This window comes from Azospirillum sp. TSH58 (assembly GCF_003119115.1).
Taxonomy (GTDB): Bacteria; Pseudomonadota; Alphaproteobacteria; order Azospirillales; family Azospirillaceae; genus Azospirillum.
This window is the reverse complement of record NZ_CP022366.1, coordinates 591,011-608,436: the sequence shown is the minus strand read 5'-3', so window position 1 is coordinate 608,436 and position 17,426 is coordinate 591,011. Positions and strand designations below refer to the sequence as shown.

General features: G+C 70.1%; 19 protein-coding genes. 9 read left to right on the top strand and 10 right to left on the bottom strand.

The window, feature by feature from the left end; genetic code table 11:
- Window positions 1–78: 78 nt before the first annotated feature.
- Both TSH58p_RS21375 and TSH58p_RS21370 read left to right on the top strand, forming a co-directional pair.
- On the top strand, window positions 79–510 hold the full coding sequence (locus TSH58p_RS21375; RefSeq protein ID WP_109072689.1) for a DUF123 domain-containing protein: 432 nt from the start codon (window positions 79–81) through the stop codon (window positions 508–510).
- 162 nt (window positions 511–672) lie between these two features.
- On the top strand, window positions 673–1,743 hold the full coding sequence (locus TSH58p_RS21370) for a BMP family ABC transporter substrate-binding protein (protein ID WP_247874305.1): 1,071 nt from the start codon (window positions 673–675) through the stop codon (window positions 1,741–1,743).
- Between the two features lie 3 nt (window positions 1,744–1,746).
- Here TSH58p_RS21370 and TSH58p_RS21365 read toward each other — a convergent pair whose 3' ends face one another.
- Window positions 1,747–2,457, bottom strand: a complete 711-nt coding sequence (locus TSH58p_RS21365; RefSeq protein ID WP_109072691.1) for an RluA family pseudouridine synthase — start codon at window positions 2,455–2,457, stop codon at window positions 1,747–1,749.
- 194 nt (window positions 2,458–2,651) lie between these two features.
- Between TSH58p_RS21365 and TSH58p_RS21360 the strand changes: the two genes are divergently transcribed.
- The 3 genes from TSH58p_RS21360 (at window position 2,652) to galU (ending at window position 5,208) form a co-directional block, all read left to right on the top strand.
- A complete protein-coding gene (locus TSH58p_RS21360) occupies window positions 2,652–3,398 on the top strand; it encodes a hypothetical protein (protein ID WP_109072692.1) in 747 nt (248 codons plus the stop codon).
- 33 nt (window positions 3,399–3,431) lie between these two features.
- Window positions 3,432–4,205: a DnaJ domain-containing protein gene (locus tag TSH58p_RS33295; protein ID WP_162600072.1), complete on the top strand. Its 774-nt coding sequence runs from the start codon at window positions 3,432–3,434 to the stop codon at window positions 4,203–4,205.
- Window positions 4,206–4,338: 133 nt separating this feature from the next.
- On the top strand, window positions 4,339–5,208 hold the full coding sequence (gene galU / locus TSH58p_RS21350) for a UTP--glucose-1-phosphate uridylyltransferase GalU (protein ID WP_109072694.1): 870 nt from the start codon (window positions 4,339–4,341) through the stop codon (window positions 5,206–5,208).
- An 83-nt stretch (window positions 5,209–5,291) separates the two neighbouring features.
- Here the strand turns inward: galU and TSH58p_RS21345 are convergent, their stop codons facing one another.
- Complete coding sequence (locus TSH58p_RS21345) at window positions 5,292–5,900, bottom strand: hypothetical protein (RefSeq protein ID WP_109072695.1); 609 nt, start codon at window positions 5,898–5,900, stop codon at window positions 5,292–5,294.
- Window positions 5,897–6,457 carry a hypothetical protein gene (locus TSH58p_RS21340; protein WP_109072696.1) on the bottom strand — a complete coding sequence of 187 codons (561 nt, stop codon included), beginning with the start codon at window positions 6,455–6,457 and terminating at the stop codon, window positions 5,897–5,899. The genes TSH58p_RS21345 and TSH58p_RS21340 overlap by 4 nt, the downstream gene beginning before the upstream one ends.
- Window positions 6,458–6,736: 279 nt before the next feature.
- On the opposite strand from TSH58p_RS21340, the gene TSH58p_RS21330 reads away from it, so the two are divergent.
- Both TSH58p_RS21330 and TSH58p_RS21325 read left to right on the top strand, forming a co-directional pair.
- Complete coding sequence (locus tag TSH58p_RS21330) at window positions 6,737–7,489, top strand: isochorismatase family protein (RefSeq protein WP_109072698.1); 753 nt, start codon at window positions 6,737–6,739, stop codon at window positions 7,487–7,489.
- Window positions 7,490–7,619: 130 nt separating this feature from the next.
- Entirely contained in the window at window positions 7,620–8,804 is a 1,185-nt protein-coding gene (locus tag TSH58p_RS21325) for a pentapeptide repeat-containing protein (protein WP_109072699.1), read from the top strand.
- A gap of 6 nt (window positions 8,805–8,810) precedes the next feature.
- Here TSH58p_RS21325 and TSH58p_RS21320 read toward each other — a convergent pair whose 3' ends face one another.
- On the bottom strand, window positions 8,811–9,803 hold the full coding sequence (locus TSH58p_RS21320; protein ID WP_109072700.1) for a BMP family protein: 993 nt from the start codon (window positions 9,801–9,803) through the stop codon (window positions 8,811–8,813).
- On the bottom strand, window positions 9,800–10,546 hold the full coding sequence (locus TSH58p_RS21315) for a hypothetical protein (RefSeq protein ID WP_109072701.1): 747 nt from the start codon (window positions 10,544–10,546) through the stop codon (window positions 9,800–9,802). The genes TSH58p_RS21320 and TSH58p_RS21315 overlap by 4 nt, the downstream gene beginning before the upstream one ends.
- A 170-nt stretch (window positions 10,547–10,716) precedes the next feature.
- On the opposite strand from TSH58p_RS21315, the gene TSH58p_RS21310 reads away from it, so the two are divergent.
- Together TSH58p_RS21310 and TSH58p_RS21305 are read left to right on the top strand one after the other, a co-directional pair.
- Window positions 10,717–11,544: an NAD(P)-dependent oxidoreductase gene (locus tag TSH58p_RS21310; protein WP_109072702.1), complete on the top strand. Its 828-nt coding sequence runs from the start codon at window positions 10,717–10,719 to the stop codon at window positions 11,542–11,544.
- A gap of 374 nt (window positions 11,545–11,918) precedes the next feature.
- Window positions 11,919–12,176 (top strand): hypothetical protein, encoded by a 258-nt coding sequence (locus TSH58p_RS21305; RefSeq protein ID WP_109072703.1) that lies wholly within the window; start codon window positions 11,919–11,921, stop codon window positions 12,174–12,176.
- Between the two features lie 87 nt (window positions 12,177–12,263).
- Here TSH58p_RS21305 and argE read toward each other — a convergent pair whose 3' ends face one another.
- From argE to TSH58p_RS21280, 5 genes are read right to left on the bottom strand one after another with little or no spacing between them, the layout of a single operon-like run.
- Entirely contained in the window at window positions 12,264–13,460 is a 1,197-nt protein-coding gene (gene argE, locus TSH58p_RS21300; protein ID WP_109072704.1) for an acetylornithine deacetylase, read from the bottom strand.
- Window positions 13,457–14,464 carry an ABC transporter ATP-binding protein gene (locus TSH58p_RS21295; protein WP_109072705.1) on the bottom strand — a complete coding sequence of 336 codons (1,008 nt, stop codon included), beginning with the start codon at window positions 14,462–14,464 and terminating at the stop codon, window positions 13,457–13,459. The genes argE and TSH58p_RS21295 overlap by 4 nt, the downstream gene beginning before the upstream one ends.
- Window positions 14,461–15,450 carry an ABC transporter ATP-binding protein gene (locus TSH58p_RS21290; RefSeq protein WP_109072706.1) on the bottom strand — a complete coding sequence of 330 codons (990 nt, stop codon included), beginning with the start codon at window positions 15,448–15,450 and terminating at the stop codon, window positions 14,461–14,463. Before TSH58p_RS21290 ends, TSH58p_RS21295 begins: the two co-directional genes overlap by 4 nt.
- A 12-nt stretch (window positions 15,451–15,462) precedes the next feature.
- Window positions 15,463–16,365, bottom strand: a complete 903-nt coding sequence (locus tag TSH58p_RS21285; protein WP_109072707.1) for an ABC transporter permease — start codon at window positions 16,363–16,365, stop codon at window positions 15,463–15,465.
- Complete coding sequence (locus TSH58p_RS21280; protein WP_109072708.1) at window positions 16,362–17,339, bottom strand: ABC transporter permease; 978 nt, start codon at window positions 17,337–17,339, stop codon at window positions 16,362–16,364. Before TSH58p_RS21280 ends, TSH58p_RS21285 begins: the two co-directional genes overlap by 4 nt.
- Window positions 17,340–17,426: the final 87 nt, after the last annotated feature.

Genomic DNA, 17,426 nt, shown 5'->3' with positions numbered 1-17,426 from the left:
GCAGAGCGCGCCGCTGGGGCGAAAGGTCCGAATCGCAGCGGTGCCCCGACGCTCCGGCTGGCGTAGACTGGCGCGGCCATGCCGTCCGATCCGCCATTCCACGACCGCCCCGACCGCCTGCCGCCCGAGCCCGGCGCCTATGTGCTGCTGATCGCCCTGGACCGTGCGCTGACCCTTCGCCTGTCCGGCAAGCCGGAACATGTGCTGGCGCCGGGCCGCTACCTCTATTGCGGCAGCGCGCGGGGGCCGGGCGGCCTGCGGGCGCGGGTCGGGCGCCATTTCCGCCAGGGCAAGCCGGAGCGCTGGCACGTCGACCGGCTGACCGCCGCCGGCCGGTTGCTCGGCGCCTGGATCGTTCCCGGCGGCGACGAATGCACCCTGGTCGCGGCGCTGTCCGGCCTGCCGGTGCCGGTTCCCGGCTTCGGCAGCAGCGATTGCCGCCGTTGCGCCAGCCATCTGCTGCATTGGCCGGACGGGGCGCCGATTCCGCTGCCCAACGCGCCTTTCTGAGGGTCCGGACGGGCTCCGGCGCGGGAATTGAGGCGAATTGCTTGGTTCGACCGCCATCCGGAGGTTATAGTCCCCCGTCATCGGGAGGCGGGCATGAAGACATTGACCCATAACCGCCGGGATATCCTCCGGGCTTTCGGAGGCGCCTTCGGGGCCGCGACCATGCTTCTGACGGCGCCCCAGGCGTTGGGGCAATCGGCTCCGTCCACCCTTGGATCGTCCAACCTGGGCGTCGGCGTCCTCTATTGCGGCGACCGCGCGGATTTCGGCTTCAACCAGGCCCATGCGGAGGCCGCCCGCGCCTTGGTCGGGCTGCCCGGCCTGCGGCTGGAGGAGCGGGAACACGCCGCCGGCACGCTGGCCGCGACGGCGGAGGAGCTGGTCGGCCCCCAGGGCTGCCGGATCGTCATCGTCACCGCCGCGGGCGACGCCCTGCCGGGGCTGCTGGCCCAGGCCGACGCCCACCGCGACACGGTGTTCCTGTTTTCCGGCGCGCCGCTGGACCGCGACCGTCTGCCGGTCAACACCGGCTTCTTCGAGGGCTATCTGGAGGAGGCGCAGCACATCGCCGGCCTCGTCGCCGGCTACGCCAGCCGGGCGAAGACGATCGGCCTCGTCGCCTCCCACCCCGCGCCCGAGGTGCTGCGCTGCGTGAACGCCTTCGCGCTGGGCGCCCGGCGGGCCGATTCCGCCACCGCGCTGCGTGTCGCCTTCGTGGGCGAGACGGCGACGCCGCGGCAGGTCGCCGAGGCCGCCCGCGCGCTGGCCGAGGGTGGGGCCGACGTGCTGGCCGCCCAGCTCGACGGGGGGCGCCCGGTCTGCGAGGTGGCGGAGGCGCACGGCATCCTCTGCTGCGGCCTGCACACCGACCTGTCGGCCTTCGCCCCGCAGGGCTTCCTGACCGGGGCCGAATGGGCCTGGGAGAAGGCCTACGCCGAGGCCGTCGCGCAGATCGCCGCGGGAAAGCCGTGGAAGCATCTGCGCCAGGGCGGCTTCGACCAGGGATTCGTGCGCAACACCGCCTACGGCCCGGCGGTGGGGGTGGAGGCGCGGGCGCACGCCGACGCGGCGCGGATGCAGCTCGCCAACGGCAACGCCGCCGTCTTCCGCGGGCCGATCCAGGACAACACCGGGCGGACGGTGGTCGCCAAGGGCAAGTCCCTGCGCGGCGGCGACGCGGAGCTTGGCCGCATGGTCTGGCTGGCCGAGGGCGTCACCGAGGTCGGACGCTGACGGTTACCTCCCGCTTTGTTCCGTCCACCCGCAGGCGGCCAGGGCGTCCCGCATGTGCGGCGGGGGCGGCGCCAGGGCGGTGACCGGTTCGCGGTCGAAGGCCATGGTGAAGCTGACCGACCGCGCCAGCAAATGCAGGTTTCCCGGCGGCACGCGCACCGGCCCGTAATAGGGCTCCCCCACCAGCGGGCAGCCGATGGCCGCGCTGTGGACGCGGAGCTGGTGGGTCCGGCCGGTCCGCGGCCTCAACTCCAGCCATGCCCTCCCGTCGCCGGTCCCCAGCACGCGGTAGTGGGTGACGGCGGGCTGGCCGGTGGGGTGCGTCACGATGTTCCAGGCGCCGGGGATCAGCAGCTTCAGCAGGGGGAAATCGATGACTCCCTCCGCCTCCTCGGGGATGCCCTCGCTGACCGCCCAATAGGTCTTCTCGACATGGCCGGCGGCGAACATGTCGCCCAGCCGCTTGAGTGCCCAGGGTGACCGCCCGAGCACGAGGCAGCCCGCCGTGTCGCGGTCCAGCCGGTGGGCCAGCCGCGGCGGCGTGCCGTCCGCCTCCGCCAGGAAGGGCAGGTAGAGGTCGAGATGGTCGGTGATCCGCCCGGCCTTGTGCACGGCCAGCCCGGCGGGCTTGTCGATGATGAAGACGTCCTCGTCCTCGTGCAGGATTCGGGCGCGCAGCGTGGCGGGGGTGAGGGTGGGACCGGCGTCGCTCATGGCCGCCACCCAAGCACGGCGCGGCGGGTGGGGCAAGCCCGCCGGCTCTGTCGCGCTGCGGAACCACATCGGCGCACGGCCTGTTGCCCTACGGGCGGCGCCGTGGACAAGTCTGGACCCAGGCGTCTGGACCCACGCCGCCACGCCGCCCATCTTTACGGAATGACGAATCACCGTGGCGAGGGGTACGGGCGATGGGGGAACGCGACAATCTGCCGGCGCAGCAGCGGTCCACCCAGACCGAGGTGGATGATTTCCTGCGCCGTGTCGCGGCCTTGCCGCGGACGCCGGGCGGACCGCGCGGGCGGCTGATGTTCGCCATGGACGCCACGGCCAGCCGCGAACCGACCTGGGACCGCGCCTGCCAGATCCAGGGGGAGATGTTCCAGGCGACCTCGGCGCTGGGCGGGCTGGACATCCAGCTCGTCTACTACCGCGGATTCCGCGAGTGCCAAGCCAGCCCATGGGTCGGCAACGCGCAGGACCTGCTGCGGCGGATGACCGCAGTGTCCTGCATGGCCGGCCAGACCCAGATCGCCCGCGTGCTGGGGCACTGCATCAAGCAGACACGGGACCGCAAGGTCAACGCGCTGGTCTTCGTCGGCGACTGCATGGAGGAGGACGTCGATCAACTCGCCCATCAGGCGGGGCAATTGGGGTTGCTGGGCGTCCCGGTGTTCATTTTCCATGAGCGCGGGGATCTGATCGCCAAGCGCGCCTTCCAGACCATCGCGCGGCTGAGCGGCGGCGCCTATTGCCCGTTTGACGGCTCGTCCGCCCAGCAATTGCGGGACCTGCTGAGCGCGGTCGCCGTCTACGCGGCGGGTGGCCGGGCGGCGCTGGAGCATTACAGCCGCGGGCGGGGCGACGCGGTTCGGCTGCTTACCAGCCAGCTCGCGGACGGTCAGGGGGGACGTGGGGGGCAGACCCATGCATCATAGGGCGGGATTCGGCTAGAGATGGGGCAGAGCGGGATGTTTGGGTTTTTTCTCCTGGGCATCGCTCTGGTGGCCGGTCTCGCCATGCTGGCCCGCGTCTTCGTGTCGGCGGACCCGCGCACGCTGGCTACGGCGGTGCGCTATGGCGGCATCGCGCTGGCGGCGGTGACGGTCGTGATTCTGACCCTGACCGGGCGGTTGGGCACCGCCATGATGCTGGGGGCGCTGGCCTTTCCGCTGCTGACGCGCTGGCGGACGCTGCGCGACGCCTTCCGCCCATCGTCCTATGGGGGCTCGGCCGGCGGACAGACCTCGCAGATCGAGACGCTCTATCTGCGGATGACGCTGCAGCACGACACCGGCGCGATGGCGGGTGAGGTGCTGCATGGGCCGTGGCGCGGGCGGACGCTGGAGTCGCTGACGCTGGGACAATTGCTGGCGCTGCTGGAGGAGTGCCGGCGCGACGATCCGCAATCGGCCTCCGTGCTGGAAGCGTGGATGGACCGCGCCCACCCCGACTGGCAAACCGCCGAAGAGCAATCCACGGGACGCGCGAACAACGCCGGTGCTAGGGACGGCGGCGGCGGCGGCGGCGGCGGCGGCGGCGGCGGCGGCGGCGGCGGTCGCGGGGGCGGTTCCATGACCCGCGACGAGGCCTATGAGATTTTGGGGTTGTCGCCCGGCGCCACACCCGAACAGGTAAAGGACGCCCACCGACGGCTGATGATGAAAGTGCACCCAGATCATGGGGGGTCCACCTATTTGGCAGCCAAGATCAACCAAGCGAAGGATTTGCTGCTGCGCAACTAACCTTTTGCCGGGTTACGGAAGGGGAGTTGCGTCACCGAATTGCCTGTGGCAGAAAGCTGGACGAGCGTTTTGCAAACCTGCGAATCGTCTCCATATTCGAAGTATTTCCTCAAGCAACCACAAGAGAACCCCAATGCGAAAGCCTGTGCGCAAGGTGGTGTTCCCCGTCGCCGGTCTCGGTACGCGCTTTCTGCCGGCCACCAAGGCGATTCCAAAGGAAATGCTGCCTTTGGTCGACCGGCCTCTGCTTCAGCACGCCGTGGAAGAGGCGCGGGCCGCCGGCATCGAGGATTTCGTGTTCGTCACGGGCCGCAGCAAACGCGCCATCGAAGACCATTTCGACGCCGACACGGAACTGAACCGCACCCTTGAGGAGCGCGGCAAGCAGGACGCCCTCGAGGTGGTGCGCCACAGCGAGATCGCGCCGGGCCGCTGCTTCTACACCCGCCAGCAGGTCCCGCTGGGCCTCGGCCACGCGGTGTGGTGCGCGCGGGCGGTGATCGGCAACGACCCCTTCGCCATCGTCCTGCCCGACGACTTCGTCCAGGGCGACACCCCCTGCCTGAAGCAGATGGTCGACGCCTACAACGAGGTGGGCGGCAACGTCGTCGCCGTCGTGGACGTCCCGCGCGAGCGGACCAGCAGCTACGGCATCCTGGACGTGGAAAAGGACGACGGCCGCCTGGCCACCGTCCGCGGCCTCGTCGAGAAGCCGAAGCCGGAAGAGGCGCCCTCCACCCTGTCGATCATCGGCCGCTACATCCTGCAGCCGGAGGTGTTCGATCATCTGGAGAAGCAGCAGCGCGGCGCCGGCAACGAGATCCAGCTGACCGACGCCATGGCCAAGCTGATCGGCGCGCAGCCCTTCCACGGCCTGCGCTTCGAAGGCACCCGCTACGACTGCGGCGACAAGGTCGGCTTCATCGAGGCCACGCTGGCCCACGCCCTGCGTCGTCCGGACATGGCGGACAAGGTCCGCGACATGCTGCGCAAGTACTGCTGACGCGGCTGGCCGGCGGGGAGGGGCGCCGCCCTTTTCCCGCCGGCCGTTTTCTGGTTGGCCCCTTTCCGGTTGGCCGGGCGCCGTCAGCGACCGCCGGCGGCCCGGCGCGGAGGGCGCGCGGCCTCTTCCGGCGGGGCGGATCGGCGGAAGGTGCTGAGTTCGGGGATGCGGTTCACCGACAGGCCGGCGACCCGGCAGGGCACCACCTCCAACACCTGGAATCCCGCCTTGCGCGGGTAGCGGGCGCTGACGCGCTCGCGCACCTCGCGTTCCGTTTCGGCGGTCAGGAGACAGCGCCGGATGCCAACCCAGCCGCGCTGGCCGGTCATCACCGTGGCGTCGTTCGGCACATGGCGCACCGCGACCTCCCAGAACCGGCCCGGACGGGGCTCGGAGCGGTCGAACACGTGATAGCGCACGACCGGTGAGGCCTGCCGCGCGTCCAGCTCGTTCAGGGCGGCCTGCATGTCCTGTTCCGCCTTCAGGGCGCGCTTCTCGGCCTCGGTGTGCTTCTGGGCGACCTGGGAATAGGCGGTGGCGATGTCCTCCACATCCTTCCCCACCTCCTCCATCTTCTCGCGGATGCGCAACTGCGCCTGCCGCAGACCTTCCAGTTGCCGCCGCCAGTAGCGGTTGGACAGCACCGTCAGCACCATCAGCCCGAGGCTGAGATAGAGCATCATCCCGGTCATGCCGACGCTCCTTCCGCGTCGGGATCGGGCGCCTGGGCGAGCGGAACGACCATGGTCGGCAGGACGCCGTTCTTCACGGTGAAGGCGACGCGGGCCATCGCCGCCGCCTGATCGACGGAATAGGTCCAGACATGGGCGACGTTGGAGTAACTCCAGATCTGGCGGGCGAAGATCACGTCGCGCCGTTCGATGGTCGGGAATTCGTCCTGCACGGTCAGCCGGACCCAGAAGCCGCTGGCCTCCTCGCCGTCGCCCAGCTCATGCACGAACTCCACCTTGGTGAGTTCCAGCGCCCTGATCTCGGACAGCGCCTTCTGCCGCCGGCCGTTGCATTCGGTGTAGCGGGCCTGGAAGGCGGTCATTTCCTCCTGCCGCTGCTCCAGTTTGCGGGTCCATTCGCCCAGCGCGGTCTTCTTCCGGTCGTGCTGGCGCATCATCATGGTCTGGCGCGCCTTCTCCGACGTGATCTGCCCGACGTCGATGACGATGGACAGGCCGAGCGCCGCGGCGCTGGTGACCAGCAGAAGCATGCCCAGGAACTCGGCCGATAGAACCATTGGTGTACCTTATGGTTGCGGCGGAAGCTTCGCGTCGCCTTTATTGAGGACCGGGTTTCACGGCTTGGCATTGCGGTATTCCGTCGCATGGGCCGCCGGATGCAGACAGGAATATGTCCCGCGGTTGCAACAACCGGTCGATCGGCCTGAATCCGATTGATCTTTTCGGACCCATGCGCAAGCGTTCGGCCACAATGTCGCAGTGCTCGGACACAGTCCTGAAATGTTGCGCCCCTCCGGTCACAGGGCTGACATTTCCACATTTCAAGGGGAGGACCCATGCTGGACCTGATGACTCGCAGCGACGAGGCGCTGGACACCATCCGTCACACCTTCCCGGTGGCGCTCGGCGATTACGCCATGCCCGCCGGGGGCACCGGGCTGGTGATCATCGACGAGGTGAAGGGGTTTGCCGCCGTCGGTTGCGGTCCGCTCGCCCCGGCGGCGCCGAACGCCCAGGTGGACCGCATGATCGCCGAGACGGACCGGCTGGCCCGCCGCTTCGCCGGGGCCGGCTGGCCGATCTGCGTCTCGCTGGACCGCCACGCCCCGGACAAGCCGGAGCCGCCGTATCCCCCGCATTGCCTGGTCGGCACCGGCCATGACGAGCTGGTGTCCGAACTGGCCTGGCTCGAGTCGGAGCCGTCGGCGACCCTGATCGCCAAGGACTGCATCAATTTCTTCATCGGCGCGACCGAAACGGACGGCGCGGGCAAGGCCGGGCGCAACCGGCTGGTGGATTGGGTCAACGGCAACCGGCTGGTGTCGGTCGTCACCGTCGGCATCTGCACCGACGTGTGCGTGATGGATTTCGTCCTGACCCTGCTGTCCGCGCGCAACCACGGCATGATGCCGACGCTGAAGGACGTGGTGGTCTACGAGCCGGGCTGCGCCACCTACGACCTGCCGGCGGAGACGGCGCGGGATCTCGGCCTGCCGGAGACCGCGGCCCACCCGCAGGAGCCGGCGCACCACATGGGCCTCTACATGATGGCGTCGCGCGGCGCGCTGCTGGCCGACACGCTGCGCTGAGGCGCGGCGGATCAGGGCTTTCGCTTTTTCCAAGCGGCTCTGGTAACATCCCTGCGTGGCAAGGGTCCCGATCGTTCAACCGGCTGTCCTGGGCCGGCGGAAACGGACGGACGGCGCGGAGACGTCGCACGTGGAAGAGCGATATCTGAGGGCGATCCGCAACGCGCTGGTCCGGCATCAGCAATGGCTGACGCGCGACCCCAGCATGAAGGGCCGTTGCGCCGACCTCAGCTTCCACAACCTGTCGGGCCTGGGGCTGCGCCGCATCAACCTCAGCAGCGCCAAGCTCAGCGGGGCGAATCTGAGCAGCGCCCGGCTGACCGGCGCCGACCTGTCGCGCACCGACCTGTTCGGCGCCGACCTGTCGAAGGCCGAACTCACCGGCGCGTCCCTGGAAAGCGCCGACCTGCGCGGCGCGCGGGTGGAGGGCGCCACGCTGGAGGAGGCCAACCTGCGGGGCGCCGACCTGCGCAAGGGCATGATGCTGGGCGCCGACGAGCGCAAGCCGGCGGGCAACGCCGACGGCAGCACGACCTTCATCGGGTCCAAGATGGCCCGCGCCATCCTGTCCGACGCGCGTTTGGCGCAATGCGACTTTTCCGGCTGCGACATGGCCGGGGCGACCTTTTCCGGCAGCGACATGACCGGAACGATCCTGATCGGCGCCAATCTGATCGGCGCGGTGATGGAGCGGGTGGAGATGCAGGGCGCCCTGCTGTGCGGCGCCCGGCTGGACGACGAATTGCGCCAGACGCTGGAGCGGCGCGGCATCGATGTGGACGGCACCGGGCTGGTGAGCCTCGCCGGGCGGATGGCCGAGAGCATTTCCGCCCACCAGCTCTGGGTCGAGCGCAACGCCGCCGCCGGCCTGCGGCTGGAGATGCAGCGCGTCGACCTGCGCGGCTACAACTTCGCCAACCAGCTCCTGGCCGGCTGCGTGATGCGCTTCTGCGGCTTGCGCGGGGCGGATTTCTCCGGGGCGAAGCTGGTGATGGCGGACCTGTCCTACTGCGACCTGCGCGAGGCGGACTTCACCAGCGCCGACCTGTCCGGCTGCAACCTGCGCGGCGCCAATCTGGCGGGGGCCAAGCTGTGGCGGGCGCGGCTGCGCCCGGTGGACCTCGCCGGGGACGGCAGCCGCCTGTGGCCGACCAACCTCGCCGAGGCCAGCCTGACCGGCGCGGATCTGCGCGACACCAGCCTCGCCCGCGCCATCCTGCACGGCACCGACCTGACGCGCATCCGCGCCACGGTGGAGACGCTGCGCGGCGCCGATCTGAGCTTCGCCGTCGGGGTCGAGCCGCAATACGCCTGACGGTGGCTACGACGCGTCGGGCACCCGGATTCGGCCCTGGATGATGGCCTCGCGCGCCTCCTCCAGCCGGTCCTTCATGACCGGGGTGACCAGCGCGCGGTTGTTGTCGTCCAACGCGTAGTCGACGCCGCGCTCGGCCAGCCCGAGGGAGCGCGTGCCGGGGGGCCAGACGCCGCTGCGCCCCTCCCCGAAGGCGCGCTCCACCGCCAGATCCACCCGCTTCAGCATCGAGGTCAGGATGGTGCCGGGGTAGAGGTGGTTCTGGTTGCTGTCCACCCCGATGGCGAAGCGCCCGCCGTCCTTGGCCGCCGCGAAGATTCCGAAATTCGACACGCCGGCCCCGGCGAACACCACGTCGGCACCGCGCTGGAACTGGGCCTTCGCCACCTCCGCCCCGGTGGTCGGGTCGTTGAAGGCGGCGGGGGTGGTGCCGACGAAATTGACCAGCAGGCCGATGTCCGGCCGGGCGTGGCGGGCGCCCTGCTGGAAGCCGGCGATGAACTTGCGGATCAGCGGGATGTCCAGCGCCCCGATGAAGCCGACGGTTCCCGTCCGCGAGGCCATGGCCGCCAGCATGCCGACGAGGAAGGACCCTTCCTGCTCCTTGAAGGTCACGGACTGGACGTTCGGCGCCTCCACCACCGCATCGACGAGGGTGAAGCGGACGGCGGGATGCTTCGGCGCGAGGCTGGCGAGCGGGGCGGCGTAGTAGAAGCCGATCAGCGCGAGGTCGGTCACGCCGCGGCGCAGCAGGGCGGCCACCGCCTGTTCGAACTGCGCCGTGCTGGAGGGCAGATAGTCGCGGTAGGCGATCCCGGTGGCGTCCTTGAACCGCTCCGCCCCGGTGAAGGCGCCCTCGTTGAAGCTCTTGTCGAACTTCTGCCCGACCGCGTAGAGCAGCCCCGGCGTGAACTCCTGCGCCCGCGCCGGACCGGCGAGCGTGGCGAGGCCGGCGGCGCCCAGCGCCAGGACGGAACGGCGGGAGAGGTGGGTCGTCATCGGGCGGGCTCGGCGGTCAGGGTTTCGGACACCAGCGCCGCATGCCGCGCCCGCAACGGGGGCAGGGCGGGGCTGTCGGGCCGGGGCGGCTGGAGGACCAGCCGCGCGTCGGCGCGCCCGGTCGCCGCCAGGACGGTGCCGGGGAAGGCGGTGGCGGCGCGGCGCAGGAACTCCGCGAAGGCGTCGTCGGGCAGGCCGCTGTAGGGCCTTCCATCGTCGCCGCGCAGATTCAGGAACAGCAGCGTGTCCCCGAAGGCGGTGTAGCCGCCGCCCAGCCCCTCATGCTCCGCCGCGGCGGCGAGGAAGAAGCGCTGGGCGCGGTCCGGCGTCAGGCTGCCGGCGGGAAAGCGGACCAGGGCGTAGCCGGTGGCGCCGTCGGCGCTGTCGAAATCGGCCACCAGCACGCTGTCCTGTTCGAGGCTCCAGGCGATGGCCCCGGCCAGCCGGTCGGCGGGACCATCCTCCAGCCGCAAGGTCAGGTGGAGCGACGGGTTGGTCTGGAGCCGGTAGCCGCCCATCCGCAGGTCGGCGACCGCGCCCGCCCCGTCCAGGCCGGCGGCGTCGAGGATGGCAGGCAGCAACTCGGTCCGGGCGCGCTCGGTCAGGCGCTGCCGCGCCTCGTACGGGGCGTCGGGCGGTGCGCCGGCGGGCACGGCCTCGAAGAACAGGTGTTGCGCCACCGCCTGCGCGTAGGCGGGCGCGGCGCCGAGGATCAGCGCGAGGGCGAGGGCAAGACGGCGCACCGGCCGGAACTCCCAGGCAAAAGGGGGCAAGCGCAGTCTAGACGCGAAGGGTACATTGACGCATAGGTCAATTGAATGACGCACGCGTCTGGACGCGCCCCGGGGGATTTGTGCTAGCATCGCCGACAACCGGCCGGCAGCGGCGGAAGAACCATGGGGAGGGAAACGACATGACGGACGCGCGCACGCTGAAGGGCAAGACCCTGTTCATCACCGGCGCCAGCCGGGGCATCGGCAAGGCGATCGCGCTGCGCGCCGCCCGCGACGGCGCCAACGTCGTCATCGCCGCCAAGACGTCGGAACCGCACCCCAAGCTGCCGGGCACCATCTTCTCCGCCGCGGAGGAGGTCGAGGCCGCGGGCGGCAAGGGGCTGCCGATCCTCTGCGACATCCGCGACGACGCCCAGGTGGCCGAGGCGGTGGCCCGCACGGTGGAGACGTTCGGCGGCATCGACATCCTGGTCAACAACGCCAGCGCGATCAGCCTGACCGGCACGCTGGACACCCCGCTGAAGCGCTGGGACCTGATGATGGGCGTCAACGGGCGGGGCACCTTCGCCTGCTCCCAGGCCTGCCTGCCGCATCTGCTGAAGGCCGGGAACCCGCACATCCTGACGCTGTCGCCGCCGTTGAACCTGAACCCGCGCTGGTTCCAGCACCACACCGCCTACACCATCGCCAAATACGCGATGAGCCTGTGCACGCTGGGCATGAGCGCCGAGTTCCGCGGCAGGGTCGCCGTGAACTCCCTGTGGCCGCGCACGATCATCGGCACGGCGGCCATCGCCATGCTGAAGGGCGCCGCCGAGTTCGACAACTGCCGCAAGCCGGAGATCCTGGCCGACGCCGCCCACGCCATCCTGACCCGCGACGCCAGGACCTGCACCGGCCATTTCTTCATCGACGACGAGGTTCTGGCGGAGGAGGGCGTGACCGACCTGGAGCCCTATGCGGTCAAGCCGGGCGCCCCGTTGGCGCCGGACATCTTCCTGGATTGAGGGCATTCCGAAGAAACCGCGAAGCGCAGGGGGGAGGCCGTGCCGGGCCCACCCCTTTCGCGCTCCTCTTCCGCGCCCCCATTCCGCGCCCCCATTCCGCGCCTGTGAGCGCGCTTTGTGCAGGGCAGCGTTCCCACGATATCACAAGCATCGGCCGCGGGTTTCGGTTACACTACGGTTTGTTTGCTCCCCAAATCGAAAGGGACCCTTTTCGCCGATCGGCTGATCCCCGGATTCAATCCGCCAACCGGCAAGTGTCCGCACGTCCCTTTCCAGCTTGTTGTCACACACCGTCCGGTTGGGGCGGAGCGGATGCTCGAACAGCGTCAAACACTGAGCTTGTCCCAGAACAATCGGTTCATTCCGGAGCTCTTATGACCATCGAGCTGCACACCTTTACCGTTACCCTGAATCACTCGGAAGCAACGGCGTACAAGAGTCTGGCCGAGCATCGGGCCTGGGTCCGCACCGCGGTGTCCGACCTGTCGGAGGTGCTGCGCACCGCCGGCATGGGCGCGGAAGCCCGCCTGCGCGGGCACGACCGCTGCGGTCACCTCGTCGTCGAGGCGACCGACACGGGCGCGAACTTCCTGCGCACCCTGCCGGCCATCGTCAGCGTGGAGGTCCACTGACCGGCGAAGCGCAACGGTCCAGGGGACACTTTGAAAGGGGCCGGAGCGGAAACGCTCCGGCCCTTCCGCGTTACAGGCCCTTTTGCTTTACAGGCCCTTCTGGGCGGCGTCCTTCAGCCGGCGCAGGAAGCGCTCGGCGCGGGCGAGTTCGCTCAGCTCCACATACTCGTCGGGCTTGTGGGCCTGCTCGATGTCGCCGGGGCCGCAGACCACGGCGGGGATGTTGGCGATGCTGGTGAACAGCGCGCCCTCCGTGCCGAAGGCCACCTTGCCGTGGCCGTTCTGCTCCGCGAGGTTCTTGACCAGCGTCACCTCCTCCGACTCCGGCGGGGTGTCGAGCGCCGGGCTGTCCGACAGGGTTTCCCAGGAGAATCCAGCCTCGGGCCGCACGGCGCGCATCTCCGGCTCCAGCGTCTTCGCGAAGTCCCGCAGTTCCTTCAGCATCGGCGCCACGGGATGGTCGGCGAGATGCCGGATCTCGAACTCGAAGGAGGCGTCGGAGGGGACGATGTTGCGGGCGGTGCCGCCCTGCATCACCCCGGTGTGCACGGTGGTGAAGGGCACGTCGTAGTCGTGGTCGAACGGCCCCTGCTCGGCGAAGCGGCGGCCCATGCCGCGCAGGAAGGACACCAGCTCCGCCGCGTACTCCACGGCGTTCACCCCCTGCGGGGCGAGCGAGGAGTGGCAGGCGTGGCCGTGGACGCGGCAGCGCATCGCCACCTTGCCCTTGTGGCCGACGATCACCCGCATCCGCGTCGGCTCCCCGACGATGCACAGGCGCGGCTTGACCGCCATTCCGGCAAGTTGGGTCAGCAGGCCGGGCACGCCGAGGCAGCCCAGCTCCTCGTCATAGGAGAAGGCGTAATGGATCGGAGTCGTGAGATTGGCGGCCAGGAAGTCCGGCGCCATGGCCAGCGCCGCCGCGATGAAACCCTTCATGTCCGCGGTGCCGCGCCCGAACAGCTTGCCGTCGCGCTCCGTCAGGGTGAAGGGATCGCTCGACCAGTCCTGGTCGTCCACCGGCACCACGTCGGTGTGGCCGGACAGGCAGACGCCGCCGCGGTCCGCCGGGCCGATGGTGGCGTAGAGATTGGCCTTGGTCCGCTCCTCGTTGAACACCAGCGTGCTGGGCACCCCCAGCGCCGCGAGATGGTCGCGGATGTAGTGGATCAGGTCGAGGTTGGAGTTGCGGCTGGTCGTGTCGAAGGCGATCAGGTCGCGCAGCAGCTCCAGCGTGCGCGGGCTGCACGCGGAAGGGCCGGCGGGATCGGATGCGGGCATCATGGACCTGTGGTTTCGTTCAGATGGCAGGCGGACCAGCGCCGGGGCGCGATCTCGCGCAGGGTAGGGCGTTCCGCCGAACAGCGTGGCATCGCGTGCGGGCAGCGCGGGTGAAAGGCGCAGCCCGACGGCGGGTCGAGGGGCGATGGAATCTCTCCGCGGATCGGCGCGAACCGCCGCTTCTCCACGGACACGCGCGGCGCCTCGTCCAACAGCGCCTTGGCATAGGGATGATTGGGTTTGTCGAACAGCTCCGGTGTCGGGGCCAACTCCACGATCCGTCCAAGATACATGATCGCGGTGCGGTCGGAAATGTGTTCCACGACGCCCAGGTCGTGGCTGATGAAGAGATAGGTCAGCGACAGCTCCGCGCGCAGGCGCATGAACAGATTGATGATCTGCGCCTGGATCGACACGTCCAGCGCCGCGACGGACTCGTCGCAGACCAGCACGTCTGGCTTCACCGCCAGCGCGCGGGCGATGCCGATGCGCTGCCTCTGACCGCCGGAGAACTGGTGCGGGTAGCGCCGCAGGTAGGCGGGGTCCAGCCCGACCTGCCGCAGCGTCGCGGCCACATAGTCCTCCGCCTCCCGCCGCGGCACCAGCCCATGGACCACCGGCGCCTCGCCGACGATGTCCGCCACGCGCAGGCGCGGGTTGAGGGAGGCCATGGGGTCCTGGAAGACCATCTGGATCTTCAGGTTGGCGTGGTGGCGGTCGGCCGGGGACAGCTCCCGCAGGTCGCGGCCGCGCCAGCGCAGGGTGCCGGCGCTCGGCGGCAGGATGCCGGCGACCATGCGGCCCAGCGTGCTCTTGCCGCAGCCGGATTCGCCGACCAGCCCGACCACCTCGCCCTCGGCGATGGACAGATCCACGCCGCTGACCGCCTGCACGGCCCGGTCGTCGATGGCCGCGCCCAGCCGGCGGGCGAACCGCTCCACCACGTCCAGCTTGCGCGCGAAGCGCTTGGTCAGCCCGTCCAGTTCGATGATGGAAGCGGCGGTCATGCGGCGTCTCCCCGCGCTTCGGCCCCGACGGGATTCCAGCAGCGCCAGGCGCGGTCCTCCCGCTCTCCCACCAGTTCGGGCATGGTCGTGCAGGCCCCGGTGGCCCGGTCGCAGCGCGGTCGGAAGGCGCAGCCTTCCGGCAGGTCGAGGACGGAGGGCGTCATGCCGGGAATGGAGCGCAGCGGCACGCCGCGCCGGTTCCGGCTGGGCACCGATTCCAGCAGACCGCGGGTGTAGGGATGGCGCGGGTTGCCGATGATCTCCGCCACCGTCCCGGTTTCCACCACCCGGCCCGCGTACATCACCGCCACCCGGTCGGCCAGCGCCGACACGACGGCGAGGTCGTGGGTCACCCAGATCAGCGCCGTCCCCGTCTCGCGGCAGAGTTTCTGAACCTCGAACAGGATCTGCGCCTGGATGGTGACGTCGAGCGCGGTGGTCGGCTCGTCGGCGATGATCAGGTCGGGGGAGTGCAGCAGCGCGATGGCGATGGCGACGCGCTGGCGCATCCCGCCGGAGAACTGGTGCGGGTAGGCGGCCAGCCGCTCGTCGGGGGAGGCGATGCCGACGCGGGCCAGCGCCCGGCGCGAGCGCTCCCAGGCCTCGGCCCGGCTGACCCTCTCGTGGGCCCGCACGGCCTCGACCATCTGCGTGCCGATGCTCAGCACCGGGTTCAGGGTCATCATCGGGTCCTGGAAGATCATGGCGATGCGCCGCCCGCGGATGGTGCGCAGCCGCTTCTCCCCGGCACCGACCAGATCCTCGCCATGGAACAGCACCCGCCCGCCGACCACCCGCCCCGGCGGATCGACGAGGCCGAGGATGGACTGCCCGGTCACCGACTTGCCGGAGCCGGACTCGCCGACCAGCCCGAGGATCTCGCCGCGGTCGAGCCGCAGGCTGACCCCGTCCACCGCCTTCACGGTGCCGGCGCGGGTGAGGAAATGGGTCTTCAGCCCGTCCACACGCAGCAGGGGTTCGGTCATCGCGTGCCCCTCCTAATGGTTCAGGCGCGGGTTGAGGACGTCGCGCAGCCGGTCCCCCACCAGATTGATCGCCACGATGGTGAGCAGAAGCGCGAGACCGGGGAACAGGCTGATCCAGTAATCGCCCGACAGCATGTACTGGTAGCCCGACGCGATCAGCATCCCCAGCGACGGCTGGGTCACCGGCACGCCGACGCCGAGGAAGCTCAGCGTCGCCTCCAGCGCGATGGCGTGGGCGACCTGAACCGTCGCCACCACGATCAGCGGCGGCAGGCAGTTGGGCAGCAGATGGCGCATCATGATCCGCCGGTGGGGCAATGCCAGGCACTGCGCGGCCTCGATGTATTCCTTGCGCCGCTCGACCAGGGCGGAGCCGCGGATGGTCCGCGCGTAGTAGGCCCACTGCACGGCGGCCAGCGCGACGATCACCTTGTCCACCCCCTTGCCCAGCAGGGCCAGCAGGATCAGCGCGATCAGGATGGCCGGGAAGGAGAGCTGGATGTCGACCAGCCGCATGACCAGCCCGTCCACCCGGTCCCCGGCATAGGCGGCCAGCAGCCCGACCGCCACGCCGACGGCGAGCGCGATCAGCGTGGCGACCACCCCGACCAGCAGGCTGGTGCGCAGGCCGAAGACGATGGCCGACAGCATGTCGCGCCCCTGGTCGTCGGTGCCCAGCCAATAGGTCCAACCCCCGCCGCCCAGCGTGCCCGGCGCCATCATGCTGTCGAGAATGTCCAGCTGGGCGAGGTCGTAGGGGTCCTGCGGCACCACCCAGCGGGCGAGCAGGGCGGCCAGGACGATCAGCACCAGCACCGCCAGCCCGGCCAGCGCCGTGCGCGACCGCGCGAACTCCCGCGCCAGCCGCAGGAAGGGCGTCTCGACCGCCGGGGTCTTGGCCGCGACGCCGCTCATGCCCGCCCCCCGCCCAGCCGGATTCGCGGGTCGAGCAGCGAATAGACCAGATCGACGATCAGGTTGATGACGACGAACAGCAGAACCGTCACCAGCAGATAGGCGATCACCACCGGCCGGTCGAGCTGGAGGATGCTGTCGATCAGCAGCTTGCCCATGCCCGGCCAGGCGAAGACCGATTCCGTGACCACCGAGAAGGCGATGACGCTGCCCAACTCCAGCCCCAGCACGGTGACCACCGGGATCATGATGTTCTTCAGGATGTGCACCCCGACCACCCGCGCGGGCGCCAGCCCCTTGGCGCGGGCGAACTTCACATAGTCCTGCAAGGCGACCTCCCGCGTGCCGGCGCGGGCCAGACGGATGACCAGCGACAGCTTGAACAGGGCCAGATTGACGGCGGGCAGGATCAGATGGGCCAGCCCGTCGGCGGTCAGGAAACTCCACTGCACGCCGAACAGGCCGGCCGTCTCGCCGCGCCCGCCCGCCGGCAGCCAGCCCAGCGTCACCGCGAAGGCCATGATGAGCATCATCCCGACCCAGAAGGTGGGCAGCGAGAAGCCCAGGATCGAGCCGGTCATGATGACCCGCCCGGCCAGGGAGTCCGGCTTCAGCCCGGCCCACAGCCCCAGCGGGATGCCCAGCACCACCGCCACCAGCATGGCGCAGAGCGCCAGCTCCAGCGTCGCCGGAAAGCGCTGGAGGACGAGGCCGAGGGCCGGCACCCCATGAACGAAACTGGTGCCGAGGTCGCCGCCGACGGCGCTTTCCACGAAGCGCAGGAACTGCTCGTGCATCGGCTTGTCGAGCCCCAGCCGGGCGATGGCGGCGGCGCGCTCGAACTCATCGGCCTCCGGGCTGATGAGCACGTCGATGGGGTTGCCGATGGCGAAGATGCCGGCGAAGACCAGCACCGACATCGCCACCACGACGACCGCGCTCTGCGCCAGCCGCCGGAGGATGAAGACAAGCATGGCGCTCCGCTAATATCTAACCTTCTCCACTCGGGGGAGAGGGTGGCCCGGAGGGCCTTTCGCGCTGGCCGAAGGCCGCCAGCGCTG

Excerpts from the sequence above, each read along its gene's own strand:
- TSH58p_RS21290 (WP_109072706.1), bottom strand. The coding sequence starts at position 15,450 with ATGACCGAACCCCTGCTGCGTGTGGACGGGCTGAAGACCCATTTCCTC.
- TSH58p_RS21305 (WP_109072703.1), top strand. The coding sequence starts at position 11,919 with ATGACCATCGAGCTGCACACCTTTACCGTTACCCTGAATCACTCGGAA.
- argE (WP_109072704.1), bottom strand. The coding sequence starts at position 13,460 with ATGATGCCCGCATCCGATCCCGCCGGCCCTTCCGCGTGCAGCCCGCGC.
- TSH58p_RS21360 (WP_109072692.1), top strand. The coding sequence starts at position 2,652 with ATGGGGGAACGCGACAATCTGCCGGCGCAGCAGCGGTCCACCCAGACC.
- TSH58p_RS33295 (WP_162600072.1), top strand. The coding sequence starts at position 3,432 with ATGTTTGGGTTTTTTCTCCTGGGCATCGCTCTGGTGGCCGGTCTCGCC.
- TSH58p_RS21340 (WP_109072696.1), bottom strand. The coding sequence starts at position 6,457 with ATGGTTCTATCGGCCGAGTTCCTGGGCATGCTTCTGCTGGTCACCAGC.
- galU (WP_109072694.1), top strand. The coding sequence starts at position 4,339 with ATGCGAAAGCCTGTGCGCAAGGTGGTGTTCCCCGTCGCCGGTCTCGGT.
- TSH58p_RS21280 (WP_109072708.1), bottom strand. The coding sequence starts at position 17,339 with ATGCTTGTCTTCATCCTCCGGCGGCTGGCGCAGAGCGCGGTCGTCGTG.
- TSH58p_RS21365 (WP_109072691.1), bottom strand. The coding sequence starts at position 2,457 with ATGAGCGACGCCGGTCCCACCCTCACCCCCGCCACGCTGCGCGCCCGA.
- TSH58p_RS21345 (WP_109072695.1), bottom strand. The coding sequence starts at position 5,900 with ATGACCGGGATGATGCTCTATCTCAGCCTCGGGCTGATGGTGCTGACG.
- TSH58p_RS21375 (WP_109072689.1), top strand. The coding sequence starts at position 79 with ATGCCGTCCGATCCGCCATTCCACGACCGCCCCGACCGCCTGCCGCCC.
- TSH58p_RS21295 (WP_109072705.1), bottom strand. The coding sequence starts at position 14,464 with ATGACCGCCGCTTCCATCATCGAACTGGACGGGCTGACCAAGCGCTTC.
- TSH58p_RS21285 (WP_109072707.1), bottom strand. The coding sequence starts at position 16,365 with ATGAGCGGCGTCGCGGCCAAGACCCCGGCGGTCGAGACGCCCTTCCTG.
- TSH58p_RS21310 (WP_109072702.1), top strand. The coding sequence starts at position 10,717 with ATGACGGACGCGCGCACGCTGAAGGGCAAGACCCTGTTCATCACCGGC.
- TSH58p_RS21330 (WP_109072698.1), top strand. The coding sequence starts at position 6,737 with ATGCTGGACCTGATGACTCGCAGCGACGAGGCGCTGGACACCATCCGT.
- TSH58p_RS21320 (WP_109072700.1), bottom strand. The coding sequence starts at position 9,803 with ATGACGACCCACCTCTCCCGCCGTTCCGTCCTGGCGCTGGGCGCCGCC.
- TSH58p_RS21370 (WP_247874305.1), top strand. The coding sequence starts at position 673 with ATGCTTCTGACGGCGCCCCAGGCGTTGGGGCAATCGGCTCCGTCCACC.